The sequence below is a fragment of the Bradyrhizobium algeriense genome, from assembly GCF_036924595.1.
Taxonomy (GTDB): Bacteria; Pseudomonadota; Alphaproteobacteria; order Rhizobiales; family Xanthobacteraceae; genus Bradyrhizobium; species Bradyrhizobium algeriense.
On sequence record NZ_JAZHRV010000001.1, the window covers coordinates 5,114,846 to 5,131,871 of the forward strand.

Consider the following 17,026-nt stretch of genomic DNA (forward strand, 5'->3'; position numbering starts at 1 on the left):
GAATTGTTGTGAACGAGTTAGTTCGACGATGTGAGTGACGTCGAACGGCGGTAGTGATGGGGCCGCGCATGATCTGGGGTAAGCGGAATGAGCGCGTCGCCGGATCTGGGCGACGTTGGCACGCTGCAGAAACTGGCACCGTAAAGTCAACTACACGGAGCCGGTACCACGTCTGCTCCGAATACCCATTTGTCTTTCGTGCTGCGCCCGCATTGTTCGGCCTCATCCTGTTTGTCCCTTCTCATGCCGCCACAGCGGAGAACGAGGACATCGCAGTTCTCCGCCATATGCTCGGAGAGCTCAAGGCGGAGAACCGCAAACTTTCCGCACGCCTCAGCGCGCTCGAGGGCACGTCACCGGCGCGGCGGACCAAGCCCGCAACGGTGCACCAACATCCAGCGCCTGGAGCGACTGCGGCGGCAGCCGCGCCGACGGTTATTGTGGCGTCGCCCGTCGCGCCGCCTACTCTGCCCGCTCCGGATTTGTCCGAAGCAGCAGCGAAGCGGCCGCTTACCGAGCGTGTAAAAGATTTGGAGATCAGTTGGGCGGCGAACGAGAACGCGACACGCCAGATCCTCCGCGACACGCTCAACAAGACCGGACCGAAGATCAATAACTTCCTCTCGCTGAGCGGCGTGGTTGAAGGCGTAGCCTCGCGGACCGGCTCATTTACCGGCCCGACCCAGGAAAACCTGTCGCTGGGTACGGCGGAACTCGATTTCGATATCAAGCTGAGCGACTGGTTGACCGGTGCGCTGGTTCTCCACTTCGACAACGGCACTGGCGCGATATTCCCGACCGGGAATCAACCAGTGGTGCCAACCAACATCCCTGGCGTAGGCGTGGATCGCTTCACGCTTGATCGGACTCACATTCTGGTGGGCGATTTGATGCAATTCCCGATCGCCGCCCGGTTCGGAGTAGAGACTTTGCATTTCGGTACATCCACGGGCGTGGCACGCCTGGATGCGCTCTCGATCGGCACTCCGCTGACCACCGAGGTGTTTGAAAACCGTCAGACGGCGGGAGGTCTGGAATTCGCGTGGCCAACTCCACCGCGGCAGCCGCCACCGGCGCCTGTCGTTGTTCCACGCGTCAGTCCGTTGGTCGTCGCACCGGCGGTGAGACAACTGATGGGTTGGCTCGGCTACACCCCGTTGCCCGAGCGCCCGTTCCGGCCTACCCCAGTCACATTCCCCTTCGACCCGGCGCCGTTCTACGGCTCAGTCATGACCTACAAAGGCAGCGACAGCATCATCCCCGGCCGGACGAAAATCGACGATTACAATGCCAGTCTCGGTTTCCGGACGAGGGGTCATTGCGGCGTACCCTATGATCAGTTGAAGGAATCGCTGATTTGTCCATGGACCCTTGACTTCCATGTCGACTACGACACCTCCGTTTTCGAAAGCAGATTTTTGCGTACGTCCTACCTGCCGTTTCTGAATCAGATCGGACAGATCCCCGGAGTGGCTGCGAGCCTCAAAACCAGTTTCGGCCCGTTCGCCTTCGTGGGCGAGGTAAATGCCGCAATTCAGGGCGCCAGGTTTATCGATGGCCTCGGCATTGCGCGGAACATGATGCCGATGACCTGGCAGGCCTCGATTGCCTACCAGTTCGACTGGAACCCATGGGTACAGGAGATCGGCGCGCAGGGCGATTTCATCTCGCTGGGATATTCCGGCAGCAAAGACATGGCGGGCGTATCGATCCTGCAAAACGGCGTGCCGACCCGGATCGGCTTCGTCCCGCAACACCGGCTTTTCCTTACCGGAGGCGAGTGGGTGATGGATGGGCTGAAGGTGGCCGTGGAATATTCGGCCAACTGGGACTACGCGGTGAGCGCGGGTGGGACGGGAAAGGTCGCGCACGGCTGGTTCGGATTGATCCAGCTTAATTTCTGATCCGTCTTCGCCCAGCAAAGGACATGCGTGCCGAAATCCTCGAAGCGATTGAGAATATCTCCCGGGGACGAGCAAGCCCCGTTAGTAGCGACGCGGCGGGTCGCGTTTTGCGGGCCTGCGCTCGGGCAACACCGATCTCATCGCCCGGATATCAGACTGAGAGCGTTTCGGAGCACTAGAACCCGGTCGTCAGCGGTGGCGTTCCAATGCCAATTGATGCTTTCCCCGGACGCACGCTGCTGCAAGCGGACGTGCCAGCGGCGTCCAATCACTTCCGGAAATGGCACAAATGCGAAGTGCCAACGGGCTCTGGACTTGTCCGCTTTCCGGGGCAAACCGGAAGTGAACGGTGCACGGTCAGAACGACGCGATTGACCCAAAGCTGCCAATTACTGACCTCGGGTGCGAAGCCCCCATTCAATAAGGCGGTTGATTCGATACCATCGTCGTCCCCGACAAAGAGGCTGAACATGAGACGGCGCGAGTTCATCACCCTAGTTGGCACGGTGGCTTATTGGCCGCTTAATGCGCGCACAGAAGCCTGCCCCCGGCAAATGACGCATTGGAGCACTGATGCAAGCGCGACGCCTGGACCAGCTTCGAACGGCTCGGTCCCGGCTGCCGAATTGGTTTACTGCGGACTGATCTCGACCTGCCGCACGGCCGGCATTCGGGGAATCCGTGGAACGGTTCGATCTTCGAGGCCAGGGTTGAGTCCCGGTACGCCTCATCAGAGATCGATTGTCTCGCCCAACCGAAGGGAGAACTCCATGAAGGCCATCGCGCTGGGCGCATTCGGTGCCGCGCTGCTCGCGTCTGCCGCTTCCGCCGCGCCCCTCAACGCGACGACGATCGGCTCTGCCGAAGTCTCCAACGTCGATCAGGTCGGGCTGGTCTGCAACGAGTATTATGGACGCTGCTGGCGAACCCGAGGACCGCGCTATGTCCTGCGCTATTACTATGACCCCAGCTACTTCCCCGGCCGGGGCTACAACTACTACGCTGGCCCCGGCTACTACGATCGCGGCTACGGCTACGGCGGACCAAGGTTCATCATTCGCGGCTGGTAGCCAGGAAGCAAAGGGCCCGCTCTCTGGTGCGGCCCTCTTACGGACAGTCGCTTCCAGACCGCCGGCAGAGGAAATAGCAAGGATCGCGCAGACCGCGGTCGAGTTCCCACCGATGCAGAACGGACAAGCATCAATCTCGCGGGTGAAGGCGACTGATCGAGAGGGCGATGCCATCCGCACGGAAACTAGCTTCAACTGCGTCGCATATCACCAGCCCCGGTCAGTGCAGGCGTCAAAGTTCGAGCTTGTTTCAACCACCATACCGCCCGGACGCGCGGTCTCCCGGTGCCACCGTCGCTGCCCGCGCCTGCCGACGAGGTGATCGAATGAAGGCTGATTGTTGCAGTGCACGAGTCGGGTTCTGGCACTGAGCTCAAATCAGCCTTCAGGCGAATGTCCGCTTTGCGCCAACACCGGACATTGCCGCCGTGAGCGCGCCGCCGGCCGTAACCTCGCGGTATTTCACGGGTTGGGTCGAACTCGCACGGCGGTATTTAGGTCGGAAGGACAGCCCAATGACGGGGCCGACGAGGTGCCATCGAGAAAAGATCAGGATATAGTGCTGGTTGCTTAAGGCCACACCGAAAGAATAGGTGGCCGCAATGCAGTCGATTGCGCACTGGCTCCATGCACTCGGTTTCGAGCAATACGCACAGCGTTTTGCCGAAAATGAAATCGATGTCTCGGTACTCCCCCATCTGACTGACCAAGACCTCAAGGACATCGGTATTCCGCTCGGGCATCGGCGGAAAATCCTTGCAGCCATCAGCGAGCCCACGTCCGCGGCGCAGTCCGCATTCGAACCCTCTGCTGCTTCAATGCCGTCGAAAACCTCGGACGCCGCGGAACGCCGTCAGCTCACGGTCATGTTCATTGACCTCGTCGGCTCCACGGCCTTGTCCGGGCGGCTCGACCCGGAGGAACTGCGCGACATCATTGGCGGCTATCACCGCCGGTGCGCCGAGGTGATCACCAGGTCGGGTGGCTTTGTTGCAAAATATCTCGGTGACGGGGTACTGGCCTATTTCGGTTACCCGAAGGCGCACGAGGAGGATGCCGAACAAGCGGTTCGCACCGGCCTTGCTCTGATCGAAGCCGTGACCAGGCTCAATGCTGGTGGGTCGACCTCGCTGCAGGTGCGTGTCGGTATCGCCACCGGCCTCGTCGTCGTCGGCGATCTGCTCGGTGAGGGCGCGGCCCGGGAACAAGCCGTCATTGGTGAGACCCCCAATCTCGCCGCCCGGCTGCAGGGACTTGCAGAGCCGAACACGGTTGTCATTGCGGATAATACGCGCCGCCTGTTGGGCGGCCTGTTCGACTATCGCGATCTCGGCCCATTGGCGATCGCGGGCATGGACCATCTGGTGCAGGTCTGGCGGGTCCTGGGCGCGAGCTCGCTCGGCAGTCGTTTCGAGGCGCTGCGGGCCGCCAGCACGCCGTTGATCGGTCGCGAGGAAGAGATCGCGTTGTTGATGCGGCGTTGGCAGCAGGCCAAGGCAGGAGACGGGTCAGTCGTCCTGATCGTCGGCGAGCCCGGCATCGGCAAGTCGCGCATTGCCCAAACCATATTGGAGCAGCTCGCGAACGAGCCGCACACACGGTTGCGTTTCTTCTGCTCACCGCATCATCGGCACAGCGCGCTTTACCCCAGTATTGCCCAGTTGCAGCAGGCGGCAGGATTTCGACGCGAGGATACGGCCGAGACCCGCCTGAACAAGCTGGTGGAGGTGCTCGCCCTGGCCGACCACGATCTCGGTGAAGCCGTCCCCTTGTTAGCGGACCTGCTGTCGATTCCGACCGGCGACAGCTACCGGCCGCTTAATCTCTCGCCACAAAAGCGCAAGGAGAAAACGCTTCTGGTGCAGCTCGCGCAGATCGAAGGGCTCGCGGCGCGGCAGCCGCTGCTAATGCTGTGGGAAGACATCCATTGGAGCGACCCCACCACGCTGGAGTCGCTGGATCTGCTCATAGATCGAGCCGCGACGCTGCGGGCGCTGATCATTCTCACCTTTCGACCGGAGTTCACGCCGCCCTGGGTCGGCCGCCCGCACGTGACATTGCTCAGTCTCAACCGCCTGCCGGCTCGGCACCGCGCCGAAATGATCGCGCACGTGACCGGTGGCAAGACCTTGCCCAGGGGAGTTGCCGAACAGATTATCGAGCGCACGGATGGCGTGCCATTGTTCATCGAGGAGCTGACCAAGTCTGTCGTCGAAAGCGGATGGATCACTGGAGGGGGAGAGCATCTCGCGATCCCGTCGACGCTCCAGGCCTCGCTTCTCGCTCGGCTCGACCGGTTGGCGCCGACGCGAGATGTGGCTCAGATCGCGGCGGCGCTGGGGCGCCAGTTTTCCCACGAGCTGATCAGTGCCGTCGCCGACATGCCGTCAGCCAGGCTGGAGAACGCTCTGGAGCAACTGGTCCGCGCCGAACTGGTGTTCCGGCGCGGCACGCCACCGGATGCGACATACACCTTCAAACACGCGCTGGTGCAGGACGCTGCATATGGCACCTTGCTGCGCAGCCGACGCCAGCAACTGCACGGCCGTATTGCAGCGACGCTGGAACGCCAATTTCCGGAGATCGCAGCGACCCAGCCCGAGCTTGTGGCGCAGCATTGCACGAGCGCCGGCGTCGTTGAAAAGGCAGTTGAGTATTGGGACAAGGCAGGACGGATGGCCGTCCAGCGTTCGACCATGGCCGAGGCTGCCGCGCACTTTGGCAAGGCCCTCGAGTTGCTCGGCAGCCTACCGAAAAGTCCGGAGCAACGCTCCAATGAACGTTCGCTTCAGCTCGCGCTCGCTGGTGCCCTTACCGCGGCCAAAGGTTGGGCCTCGCCCGAGGCCGGTGAAGCCTATGCCCGTGCCCGCGAGCTGTGCCGTGACGCGCCGGATGGAGCGCAGGTGGCGACAGCCTGGGCCGGCGCTCTCTCGTACCTGCACAATAGCGCAGAGATCCGTGGTAGTCACGAACTGGCAAACGAACTGCTTCAGCTTTCTGAAGGCCGAGATGACAGCGAGACCAAACTGATAGCGCACCGGAATGTGGGCATCAGCCTTCTGTTTCGGGCCGAGTTCAGCCGTGCACTTACCCACCTGCGACGGTCACTCGACTTCTATGACGAAGCCAGGCATCGACCTCCGAAGCTGACGCCGCACGACGTGCGCGTCACCTGCGAGAGCTTCGTTGCCTGGACACATCTGCTGCTCGGACAATCGGATCAGGCGCTGGCGCAGAGCCGAAGCGCGCTGGCTTGGGCACGCGAGCTGTCACATCCCTATACATTGGCATTTGCGCTGCACGTCAACTGTGTTTTCCACCAACTTCGCTGCGACGGGGCTATTCTGCAGGAACGAGCCGATGAGTTGGTGGCAATCGCGACCGAGCATGGCTTTCCGCACTTCGTGGGAACAGGGGCCTGCTTCCGGGCCTGGGCCATGCTCGAGATGGGAGGATCAATCGAGGAGACCATCAGCAGGATTCGGTGGGGACTGGCAGCGAAGCGGGCGACGGGTGCGGAGATCAAGGTGCCTTACTATCTTGGCCTTCTGGCTGAAGCACACCGGCGAGCAAACCGGATCGCGGACGGGATGAGCCTGTTAAATGAAGCCCTTGAGCTGGTGGAGCGGACCGACGAGCGATGGTATGAGGCGGAGTTGTATCGGCTCATGGGCGAGACATTAATCATCGACTCGGATCAAAACGATGCCGAACGCTGGCTGTGCCGCGCCCTTGAAACAGCGCACAAACAGGGCGCGAAGCATTGGGAATTGCGCGCCGCTGCCAGCATGGCGCGCCTTTGGCGCGATCAAGCCAAGCGCACCGACGCCCGCGCGATGCTGGCACCGATCTACGCATGCTTCACCGAAGGCTACGGTACGCGCGACCTCAAGGAAGTCGCCGCGCTGCTTATTGAGTTGGCCTAGAAAAGCCTATTGGTGAGGTTTGCCACTTCTGCTCCGGGTCAATCGCGTCATTTTGGTCGTCGGCCGACTACTTCCGGTCTTCCCCTGTAAACGGACGTCGTCAGGGCCAGGGAGCATGTCTCAAAGGTGCCGAGAGCGGACCTGAGCATAGCTCGATCACCGCACTAGAGCCTATGGGTTCTACAAGATTGATGCGGCCCGGTGCTTCACCCCGCCCGCTGCAGTGGCGGTTGCTTCCACTTGCCTTCCACCGCTGCTTCCTTCGGCCAGTAGAGGCGCATGATCATGGAGAATGGCCCCTTTGGCGCGGGCAGCCAGTTGGCTTCCTTTTCCTTGCCGGGGGATTCGTTTTGGATAATCATCGTCAGCCCGCCGTCGGCATCGCGCTTGAGCTGCGGCAGCATCGGTGAATTGATCAGATAGCGGTTGAGCGGATTGGCCACGAGCAGACTCTGCGGCTCTTCGTACATGGTCAGCGACCAGAACGCGTTGACAGGTGGCAATTGACCTGGCGCAAAACGCACGGTGTAGCGGTTTGTCCCGTCCAGCTTCTGCTTCGTCGCGTCCACGTAATAAACCGGATACATCGCCTCCTGCTTGGAGTTGCCGTAAATTCCAAGAACGGCGGCCGCCATGCGGTAGAGATAGTTTCCCTTTAGGTACGCCCGCGTGCCGAACACGTCGCCCGCAGTCACCTTCCCCTCATCAAATTCTTTCTTCAGACCAGTGAAGGCAGCCCAGGCGTCGGCCATGCCCTGCTCGATGGCCGTCTTCATCTCGGGCGAGAGCTTGCTCGCATCAAAGGTCTTGCCCGCGCCGACGCCGATCTTGGCGAAGCGCGCCATGAGTGCTTTCTCGGACGGGACCGTCGGGCAGAACTGCAGGACGAAGTTCAGGATGCTGAAGAACTCTGGCGAGGTTTTCTCGTCTGCGGGCGTGAGCGGCTTGATGAAATCGATGGCCGGGACAGCCTTTGGTGCAGGCTGGCCGAGAAATGCTGAGAGCGGCTGTACCTTATAGCCCGCCTGGACCTTCCTCACATTGTCGATGTCATCCGGGTTGAAAAGCTGTGTGCGATATCCCGGGAACGCAAGTTCGGTCTCGCAGCGAAAGACTTTCTTGACGCCCTTGGGTGTTTCGCCCTTCCAGCCAGGCCCGGCGAGCAGGAAGCTGCCGCCTCCGTTGCCAGTCGTTCGGGTCCCGATGTAGTCGAAGTTAAATGTGTAGTAATCGATGAGCTGGACGCTGAAATAGCGCTCCTTTTCAATCGCCGGCACAGTGAGTACGAGAGGTTCGGAACGGAGGTCCGCGCCGATAAAGGAGTAAAGCGTGTCCGAGTTGGGTGTCTGAATCGCCTTGTCCGCCGGCGAAAAGAGACGCGCGCTGTTCCATATCTCGTTAAAGGGACCTTTGTATTCGGGGTTCGTTTTATCCATCCAATAGGCATGCTGGACGCGGTAGTTGTCCACGATCGGGAAGCCGTAGATATAGGCCTCCTTGGCGATGGCGCGGGCTTCCGCCGGACTGACGCCGGGCTGGGCGTGGGCTGCCGAGAAATGGAGTGCCGGGAGCAAAGCAACTCCACCGACAAATCCTCTTCGTGTGACGGTTCTCATGACTCCAGACCTTTCATTTCGTTCGTGTCATCTATGAAACCTTCTTGATGCCGGGCGGCTGCCAGGTGCCTGTCCCCGGTGGCAGGATCGATGGTGCTTCGACCTTCGGCCAGTACAGCCGCATCACAAGATACATTTCGCCATTCGGCGCCGGCAACCAGTTGGATTCCTTGTCGGCGCCGGGTGGGTCTTTCTGGATATGCAGCGTGAGAGAGCCGTCCGGATTCTTTTTCAGGCCGGGCAGCATCGGCGAATTGATCAGGTATCGGTTGATCGGATTCTCGATCAGCAGTTGGCTCTTGCCGTCATACATCGTCACCGACCAGAACGCCTCGACCGGCGGATATTGTCCGGCGGGAAAAGTGACTGTGTAGTTGTGCTTTGAAGCATCGAGTGTTTCGCCATCGGCGAGCGTTTTGGTCATTGGATAGACTGCTTCCGCGGCGTCATTGCCGTAAATGCCGCCTTTGGCAGCGGCGGCCCGCTTCAGCCAGTCACCGCTGTAGAACAGCCGATCTCCGAACAGCGACCCGACCTTCCATCCGTTGATGTTCTTGCTGCCGGTCGCGAGGTACTTCTCCACTTTCTCGTCGCCTTCCTTCATGCCAAGCCCGATTTCGACCTTGTGTGTGAGCGGAAGGTCCTTGAATTCGAAGGTCTTGCCCGCGCCGACGCCGATACGCGCGAGCTTCTCTCGAATGGTGCGTTCTTCCGGACCTGCTGGCGCAAACTGGAGCGCGAAGTCGAGATACTCGAAGAAGTTCTTCTTCACGAGCTCCGCATCGGCTTTGGGAAAGTCGATCGCAGGCGCCGCGGGCGGCGCGGATTGCTTGAGATAGGTCGATAGCGGCTGCGCTTTATAGCCGGCCTGAACCTTTGCGACATTGGGCATGTCTTCCGGATTGAAGAGCTGAGTGCGAATGGCAGCGAAAGTAAACTGTGTCGAAGACTGAAAGACTTTCCTGATTCCGGGCGGCGTGGCTCCCTGCCAATTCGGCCCAACGACCATATAATCTCCGGCGTCGCTGCCGGTCGCGCGGCTGCCGATATAACCAAAATTGAACGTGTTGCCGTCGATCAGCTGCACCGTGTAGTAGCGAGTCTTCTCCACGGCCGGCACAGAAACAACGATTGGTTCAGCGCGCAGATCAAGCCAAAGAACGGAATAGGGCGTATCGCTGTTCGGTGTGACAACCGCCGTGTCTTTATAAGTTGCAACGTTCTTGAAGTTGTAGATCTGATTGAACGGCGCCTTGTACTGGTTTGAGCTTCGATCGATAGCGAACTCGTACATGACAGCGTAGTTCATCACAATCGGAAGGCCATAGATGAAGCCCTCCTCGGCAATCGCCTTGGCCTCTCGGACATCCGGCCATTGCGCCTGCGAAACGGTTGGCGTCAGTGCGTATATCGAACCCGTTAAGGCGGCCACCAACACTCTGGCTCGAACAGTCATGTCGATCTCCCAGGAAGAGGGCACCCCAAAATTGTACCTGGATGATTATTCTCGGAATTGCCCTAGCGGTCTATGCAAAAACGAACGGCTTACAGGATCAAGTCATCACGGTTTCTGGATCGAAATCCGCCTTCATAAGCGTTTTCTGAAACTACTCGGCTCTGTCGGTTCGAAAAGTCCGGTTTGGGTGAATCGCGTCATTTTGGTCGTTGGCCGACTACTTCCGGTCTTCCCCTGGAAACGGACATCGCCAAGGATGGTCGGCATGTCTCAAAGGTGCCAGGAACAGACATGAGCCCGGCTGAATAGCTCTATCGAGTCCATTGCACTACGTCAGACTCCCTCATAAACAAGCTTCGTGAAGAAGGCCGGGGTAATAACAAACTGACCCCATTTCTGATCGAAGGGAGCCGTCGGATTGGCCGCAACGATCTCCTCGAGAGTCCGTTTCTGCCTCTTCAGCGCGCTCACCCGATCGCGGATCGCGACGAGCATCTCGCGATAATCCCTGAGCTCCGACTTGTTACTTACCGGATGGCCATGCCCGGGAACGATGATTGTCTGGTCGTCTGCATCCGAAAGGATAGCTTCCACCTCACGGATCGTGCCATCGATGCTACCACCGGTAGAGTAGTCGATGAATGGATAGATGCCATTCCAGTAGATATCGCCGGCATGCAACACGTTCGCTTCCGCGAATGTGACGGCAATGTCACCGTCGGTGTGCGCGTTCGGATGGTGCTTGAGGAGCAGGGTCGACTTGTTCAATACGACGGTCTTTTCGCCGGAGAACGTCTCGGTCGGGATGGCGGCGGATGGTGCGGCGGGGAAGTTGAAATTCCAGTCCTCCACGCGCACCGCGGCCATCAGGTTCTTGCGCGTGTTGGCGTGGGCGATGATCCTTGCTCCCTCCCGGCTAATCCATTCGTTGCCGTCAGCGTGATCGAAATGCCAATGCGTGTTGACGAGATGCTTCACCGGCGCATTGTCGAGGCTGGCAAGAGCCCCCATGATCCGTGGGCGCGTCGCCGTGATGCCGGCGTCGACCAAAAGCGTCCCGTCGGCCCCGGTGAGCACGCCCATGTTGCCGCCCGATCCCTCGAGAATCGCAACATTGCCACGAAGTTTGTAGGTCTTAATGGAAGCCTTCGCGGCATCGGCGCGAATCATTTCCACAATGCCCAGTGCTTTTGCAAAGGATTGCCGCGGGCTTAGCCAGCCGCCGCCTGTTGCGGCCATCGTGGTTGCTCCGATGCAACAAAGGCAGAATCCGCGGCGTGAAAGCCTGTATACGTTGGTCATGACTTGTCTCCCTTGCCGGCGACATGGCGCTGACATTCGGAATGGCTGTTAAGGTGGGACAGGCTGACCGGGACCTCTCATCCTCGGCCAGCCTTCGTGTGATCATGCCTGGATGAACGCAAGAAGATCCCTGTTGATGATCTCCGAATGGGTTGCGAACATCCCGTGCGGAAGACCCTGATAGATCTTGAGCGTTCCGTTCTTCACGAGCTTGATCGACAGTTCCGCGGAATCGGCGATCGGCACGACCTGGTCATCGTCGCCATGAATGATGAGGATCGGCGCGTCGATCTTCCTGAGGTCATCCGTTAGGTCTGTCTCCGAGAAAACCTTGATGCACTCGTAGTGCGCCAGCGCACTGCCCATCATTCCCTGGCGCCACCAGTTTCGGATCATGCCTTCGAGGACTGTCGCTCCCGGTCGGTTGAACCCGTAGAAGGGACCACTCGCGACGTCGAGGTAGAATTGCGCGCGGTTGGCTGCGAGCGCCTTCCGGTAACCGTCAAAGACCTCGATCGGCGTGCCACCTGGGTTCGCTGCGCTTTTCAGCATGACGGGCGGAATGGCACTGATGATCGCAACCTTTGAGACGCGGCCCTTCCCGTATTGCGCAACGTACCGCACCACCTCGCCGCCACCGGTAGAGTGCCCGACATGGATCGCGTTCTTCAGGTCCAAGTGCGCTGCAAGTTCGGCGACATCGGACGCATAGGTGTCCATGTCGTTGCCTTTGGTGGTCTGGGTAGAGCGACCGTGGCCGCGCCGGTCATGAGCGATCACGCGATACCCCTGCTGAAGAAAGAACAGCATTTGGTTGTCCCAATCGTCTCCGCTGAGAGGCCAGCCGTGATGGAAGACGATGGGCTGGCCCGAGCCCCAGTCCCTGTAGAATATCTGCATGCCGTCTTTCGTTGTGATGGTATTCATGGACATGGTTCTTTCTTTCTACTGTTGAGTTTGTGAATCCACTTGGCTCGCCTGTCGCGGCCCAATGAGTCAGCTGTGGACGGGGGCGGCGCGGGCGAGTTCCTGGCGCGTTGTCGGATGCCCATCGATGGTCTCGTAGATGGCCTTCGACTTTCCGAGCGTGTTCATCAGTGACTTCGGTCCCTCGAACGGACGTCCGCCAATGTGCCAGCCGTCGGTATGAAGCTCCTCGATCAGCACCCAAACCACTTCGCGGAAGGCTTCCGATCCCTCGAATTTGACCATCACATCGGTGAGGGCCTTGGCCATGGCGTGTTTTTCTTCCGGCGTGAAAACGCCATCAACCAGCTTGACGTTAACGAACGGCATAACAATTCTCCTTGTTGGTAGGGGTTGGTTGTCGTGGACGGCTACTGGGCGATATCGATGACGATCTTGCCCGCGGCGCTGCGATCTTCGATGGCCCGATGGGCGTCAGCTACCGAATCCAGCGTGTATCGACGCGGGTCGAGACGTGGCGCGATCTTTCCCGCTTCCGAAAGCCGCGTTGCCTCGCGCAGAATTTGTCCGTGATGCGCCCGACCCTGGCCGGTCAGCATCGGCAGCAGCGTAAATACGCCCGAATAGCTTGCCGCACGGAATGAGAGCGGAGCAAGCGAATGGGTACCCCAGCCGAGACAACTGACAACGTGACCAAAACGCATGACCGCGTTGAACGAGGGATCCAGCGCACCAACGGTGTCGTAGACGATGTCAAAGCCGCGGCCCCTGGTATGGTCGTCCACATACTCCTCGACCGTGCTGCGGTGACGATCGATGGCCGTGGCGCCGAGTTGTTCAACCAGACTGCGTTGAGCAGCCTTGTCGACGGCGTACACCTCCGCATCAAAGGCCCGGGCGATCTGGATAACCATTTGGCCAACACCGCCGGCTCCCTGAACCAGGACTTTTTTGCCCTTCGCGGACCCGGGCCCGGTCGACAAGACCTTCCCACGCCGTAATGAAGACCAGCGGGAGCGCGGCTGCTTCGCGCATGGTGAGGTTGGCGGGCTTTGGTGCGAGCAAATCGGCATCCACCGCGGCGAACTCCGCCAGGGATCCCTGCAGACCGCCGATCCCGCCGGTCAGCCCATAGACCTCATCGCCGGGTGCAAACGCGATAACGTCGTCTCCGACTGCCTCGACCGTGCCGGCGAGGTCCATCCCCAGCACGGCGGGAAGCGGATGCTTCGCATGAGGCGCCTTGCCACTGCGGATTTTGAGATCGAGCGGATTGACGCCGCTCGCCTTAATCCGAACCAGCACCTGCCCCGGTCCGGCCGTCGGCCGAGCGAGTATCTCGCGGTCGAGGGGCGCATCGTTGCCATGGGAAATCACGGCATCCATTGAGATTTTCGTGGTCATGATCTGCCTGCTTGCTTCGTGAACAGCCGCTTGCCGAGGGCCAGCGTCGCCAGAGACAATGGCCGCCGCAGCCCACGTGAAGCCAGTGAATCGTTGTGAGTTGTTGTGATGGGGCGCGCGGGCAAGCCCGGCGCGCGATCTCAGGGCACCCAGCGTCCGGCCCCCAAGGCTTTCGCAGAGCCGGAAGCCGCTCCACCGGCGGTTGTGACATCTAACCGGCACCGCGGAATGGTGAGCATCTCGCTACAACGACGAGACCCGGTCCGCTTTTTTTGCTTCTAACTGAAGTACGGTCAGAATATGTTTGGGAGCGTGCGCACGATTTCGTAGCCGGCCTGTATCGCGTGTTTGTTTTCCTGAGGCTTCTGCTTGACCTGTCAGACAACCTCTATCCGAACTGATCGCCGCAAGGGGACGCGATGAGCTCGGCTTTGCCATGCGTCGAATTTGGTCCGTTTCGCTTGTTTCCTTCGCAGCGGCGGCTTGTCAAACAGGATGCGCATGTGCAGCTCGGTGGCCGGGCACTGGACCTTCTCATCCTGCTGATCGAGAACGCCGGCAGCATCATGTCGAAGCAGCAGCTGACGGCCGAGGTGTGGCCCGACGTGACTGTGGAGGAAAGCAGTCTGCGCGTTCACATCGCGAATCTCCGCAAGGCTCTGGGTGACGGCCGGGATGGAGCAAACTACATCGCGAACGTGCCCGGACGGGGCTATTGCTTCGTTGGTCAGGTCGATCGGCGGAATGCGGCGCTGGAGCCGATTTCGTTCGATCCGCCCCCCGAACGTGTCAGCGGGCTGCCGCGCCGACCGGCTCGGGTAATCGGACGCGATGATGACGTCCGCGTTATCGCCGAACTTCTGGCTTCACACCGTTTCACAACAATTCACGGGCCTGGCGGCATCGGCAAGACCACGGTCGCGCTCGCCGTTGCTCACCAGGAGATCGAGCAATTCGAGGATGGCATCTGCTTCCTCGATCTAGGTTTGCTCAGGGCGCTGGATTCGGTGCCGCACACCATGGCCGGGTCCCTTGGGCTCATGGTTCAATCGGGTGATCCGACTTCCAGCATCATCGGACACCTGCGTGATCGTCAGATGCTGCTGGTCCTCGATTCCTGCGAGCATGTCGTCGACTCGGCTGCCGCAATCACCGAGGCCATTTTCCAGGGAGCCGCTCGCGTCGGCATTCTGGTTACCAGTCGTGAGTCGCTCCGCGTCGAGGGCGAACACGTGTATGCGCTGTCGCCGCTGAGTGTTCCGCCGCCCGACCGTACCATCAGCGTCGACCAGCTGCTGGAATACTCATCCGCGCGCCTCTTCCTTGAACGCGCTGTTGCAGGAGGTCACCGACGCGAGCTGAGCGGCCCGGATGCACAGATCGTCGGCAGCATCTGCCGCAAGCTGGACGGCATCGCGCTTGCTGTCGAACTCGCAGCCGGTCGCGTCAGCACACACGGCTTGCGGGAAACCGCCGAGCTGCTCGACAGCCGGATGAAACTGCTGTGGCAGGGGCGCCGCACGGCCATGCCACGACATCAAACACTGAATGCCACGCTAGAATGGAGTCACGATTTGATTCCGGATCGCGAGCGCATTGTGCTGCGGCGCCTATCCGTCTTCGTCGGCCCATTCACGCTGGAGGAAGCCCAATCCGTGGCGGCGGACGACCACACCGACCGCGGGAGAGTGGTCGAGGCGCTGGCTGACCTGGTGGGCAAGTCTCTCGTCTTTATAGACACCCACAAGGAACTGAGACGATATCGGCTTCTGGACACCACACGCGCCTATTCACAAGTCAAACTCGCAGAGAGCGGCGAAGCGGATGCAATTACCCGCCGCCACGCGCTCTACTATCAGGAATGGCTTGCGCGCAGTGAAAGCGGGTCGCCAATCACACAGCAACCGTTCAACGCTCAGGGTGCCGAGCATCTCGGAAATATTCGGGCCGCGCTGGAATGGAGCTTCTCCGAGACCGGGGATGCAAAGCTTGGAGTGCAGCTCGCGGCCAGCTCTGCCAGGCTGTTCGTCGGTCTCTCGCTGCTCGGTGAGTGCCAAAAATGGTGCGAATGCGCACTTGGGTTTCTCGATGACGCGACGCGCGGATCGCGTTGTGAAATGATGCTTCTTACCGAACTCGGCTATTCCCTGATGTTCACCCGAGGCAACAGTGAGCAGGCGCGTTCCGCGCTTGAGCGCGCATTTGAGATTGCCGAAACCCTGGACGACGGAGTTTACCAATTCCGGTTGCTCAGCGGCCTGCATATGTATGATCGACGGATCGGAAATATTGCCGGTCTTTTGCCGACCGCGCTGCGTGGCGAAGCGGTTGCGCGGGATCTGGGCGACCTCACGGCAATCGTTGCGGCACAGGTGATGAAGGGCGTTTCCCATCATCTGAGCGGCAATCTGATTGAAGCGCGGACCGCGCTGGCAGCGTCCCTTCGACTTCCGGCAAGCTTCGACCGCGTCGGGGCAAATTTTTTCGGCTTTCACCGGGATCCGGAAATGGTTTTGGCAAGGACCATGTGGCTGCAGGGTTTTCCGGACCAGGCGGTCGAAACGGCACATGCTGCGGAGAGTTTGGAGCAACACGATCCAGTGACTGCCTGCCTCGCACTCATCTGGGGTGCAAGTGTGTTTCATTGGACAGGCGATTTGGCAACGGTGGAAGACTACGTCGAACGGCTGGTCCAGCATGCCGGCGAGCACTCGCTATCCCCATACAGGTCGGTCGGTATCGGCCTCAAGGGGGATATCCTCGTTCGACGCGGCGAGCTGGAAGCTGGCATCCGACTGTTGCGGGAATCCCTGAACGACCTGCACGTCGAGAAATACAGACTTTACACCCCTTGGCTGAGCTGCACTTTGGCCGAGGGCCTTGCCGCCGATGGGCAACTCGATCAGGCCCTGGATCTCATGAGAGAAATCGCTCCCCTTTCCAGGCAAACTGCCGTCTACAATGCGCCGGAATTGCTGCGTGTGCACGGAGATCTGCTGGCGCAGGCCACGGACCTGCGCGGCGCCGAATCCTGCTTCCTGCAATCCCTGACCATTGCCGGCAATCAGCACGCCTTGTCGTGGCGGCTGCGAACCTCAACGAGCTTCGCGAGATTTCTGGTTCGGCAGGACCGGCTTCCTGAGGCGAGGGTGATATTAGACGAGGTTTATGCCCATTTTACCGAAGGTTTCGAGACTGCGGACTTGAGGAGGGCGAAGGCTCTGTTAGACGAGCTCGGAAGGCACGTCACCGACTGAAGGCGAGCGTCTCCTAAGGGCATGTCGGTTCCGGGTCAAAATGCGAAGAACTCTAACTGAGCAAAACTAGTCCGCTATGCCCAGGTAAGCTGACCTCAATGAGAGGTGCCGCCACTTCCCCTCATGGGCCAGGAGCGGGCATTAGCCTCTCGCACATCTGTCTA

Annotated in this window: 9 protein-coding genes and 1 pseudogene; 4 read left to right on the forward strand and 6 right to left on the reverse strand. The window is 60.2% G+C overall.

The features are described 5' to 3' along the window. The first annotated feature begins 212 nt into the window (after positions 1–212). The 3 genes from V1286_RS24740 (at position 213) to V1286_RS24750 (ending at position 6,900) form a co-directional block, all read left to right on the forward strand. Positions 213–1,904, forward strand: coding sequence for a hypothetical protein (locus tag V1286_RS24740; protein WP_334483805.1), 1,692 nt, complete (start codon positions 213–215; stop codon positions 1,902–1,904). 770 nt (positions 1,905–2,674) lie between these two features. Next, complete coding sequence (locus tag V1286_RS24745) at positions 2,675–2,974, forward strand: hypothetical protein (protein WP_334483807.1); 300 nt, start codon at positions 2,675–2,677, stop codon at positions 2,972–2,974. 602 nt (positions 2,975–3,576) lie between these two features. Beyond that, a complete protein-coding gene (locus V1286_RS24750; RefSeq protein WP_334483810.1) occupies positions 3,577–6,900 on the forward strand; it encodes an adenylate/guanylate cyclase domain-containing protein in 3,324 nt (1,107 codons plus the stop codon). A 206-nt stretch (positions 6,901–7,106) separates the two neighbouring features. On the opposite strand, the gene V1286_RS24755 is transcribed toward V1286_RS24750, so the two are convergent. From V1286_RS24755 to V1286_RS24780, 6 genes and pseudogenes are all read right to left on the reverse strand, one after another. After that, positions 7,107–8,516 carry a DUF1254 domain-containing protein gene (locus tag V1286_RS24755; protein WP_334483813.1) on the reverse strand — a complete coding sequence of 470 codons (1,410 nt, stop codon included), beginning with the start codon at positions 8,514–8,516 and terminating at the stop codon, positions 7,107–7,109. Positions 8,517–8,547: 31 nt separating this feature from the next. After that, a complete protein-coding gene (locus V1286_RS24760; RefSeq protein WP_334483816.1) occupies positions 8,548–9,972 on the reverse strand; it encodes a DUF1254 domain-containing protein in 1,425 nt (474 codons plus the stop codon). A 333-nt stretch (positions 9,973–10,305) separates the two neighbouring features. Further along, positions 10,306–11,274, reverse strand: a complete 969-nt coding sequence (locus V1286_RS24765) for an MBL fold metallo-hydrolase (RefSeq protein WP_334483818.1) — start codon at positions 11,272–11,274, stop codon at positions 10,306–10,308. A 102-nt stretch (positions 11,275–11,376) separates the two neighbouring features. Next, on the reverse strand, positions 11,377–12,201 hold the full coding sequence (locus tag V1286_RS24770) for an alpha/beta fold hydrolase (protein WP_334489870.1): 825 nt from the start codon (positions 12,199–12,201) through the stop codon (positions 11,377–11,379). A gap of 69 nt (positions 12,202–12,270) precedes the next feature. Further along, positions 12,271–12,570, reverse strand: coding sequence for a tautomerase family protein (locus tag V1286_RS24775; protein ID WP_334483820.1), 300 nt, complete (start codon positions 12,568–12,570; stop codon positions 12,271–12,273). 41 nt (positions 12,571–12,611) lie between these two features. Continuing rightward, positions 12,612–13,587 (reverse strand): annotated as a pseudogene (locus V1286_RS24780) (zinc-dependent alcohol dehydrogenase family protein). Between the two features lie 437 nt (positions 13,588–14,024). On the opposite strand from V1286_RS24780, the gene V1286_RS24785 reads away from it, so the two are divergent. After that, positions 14,025–16,862 carry an ATP-binding protein gene (locus V1286_RS24785; RefSeq protein ID WP_334483823.1) on the forward strand — a complete coding sequence of 946 codons (2,838 nt, stop codon included), beginning with the start codon at positions 14,025–14,027 and terminating at the stop codon, positions 16,860–16,862. Positions 16,863–17,026 lie beyond the last annotated feature (164 nt).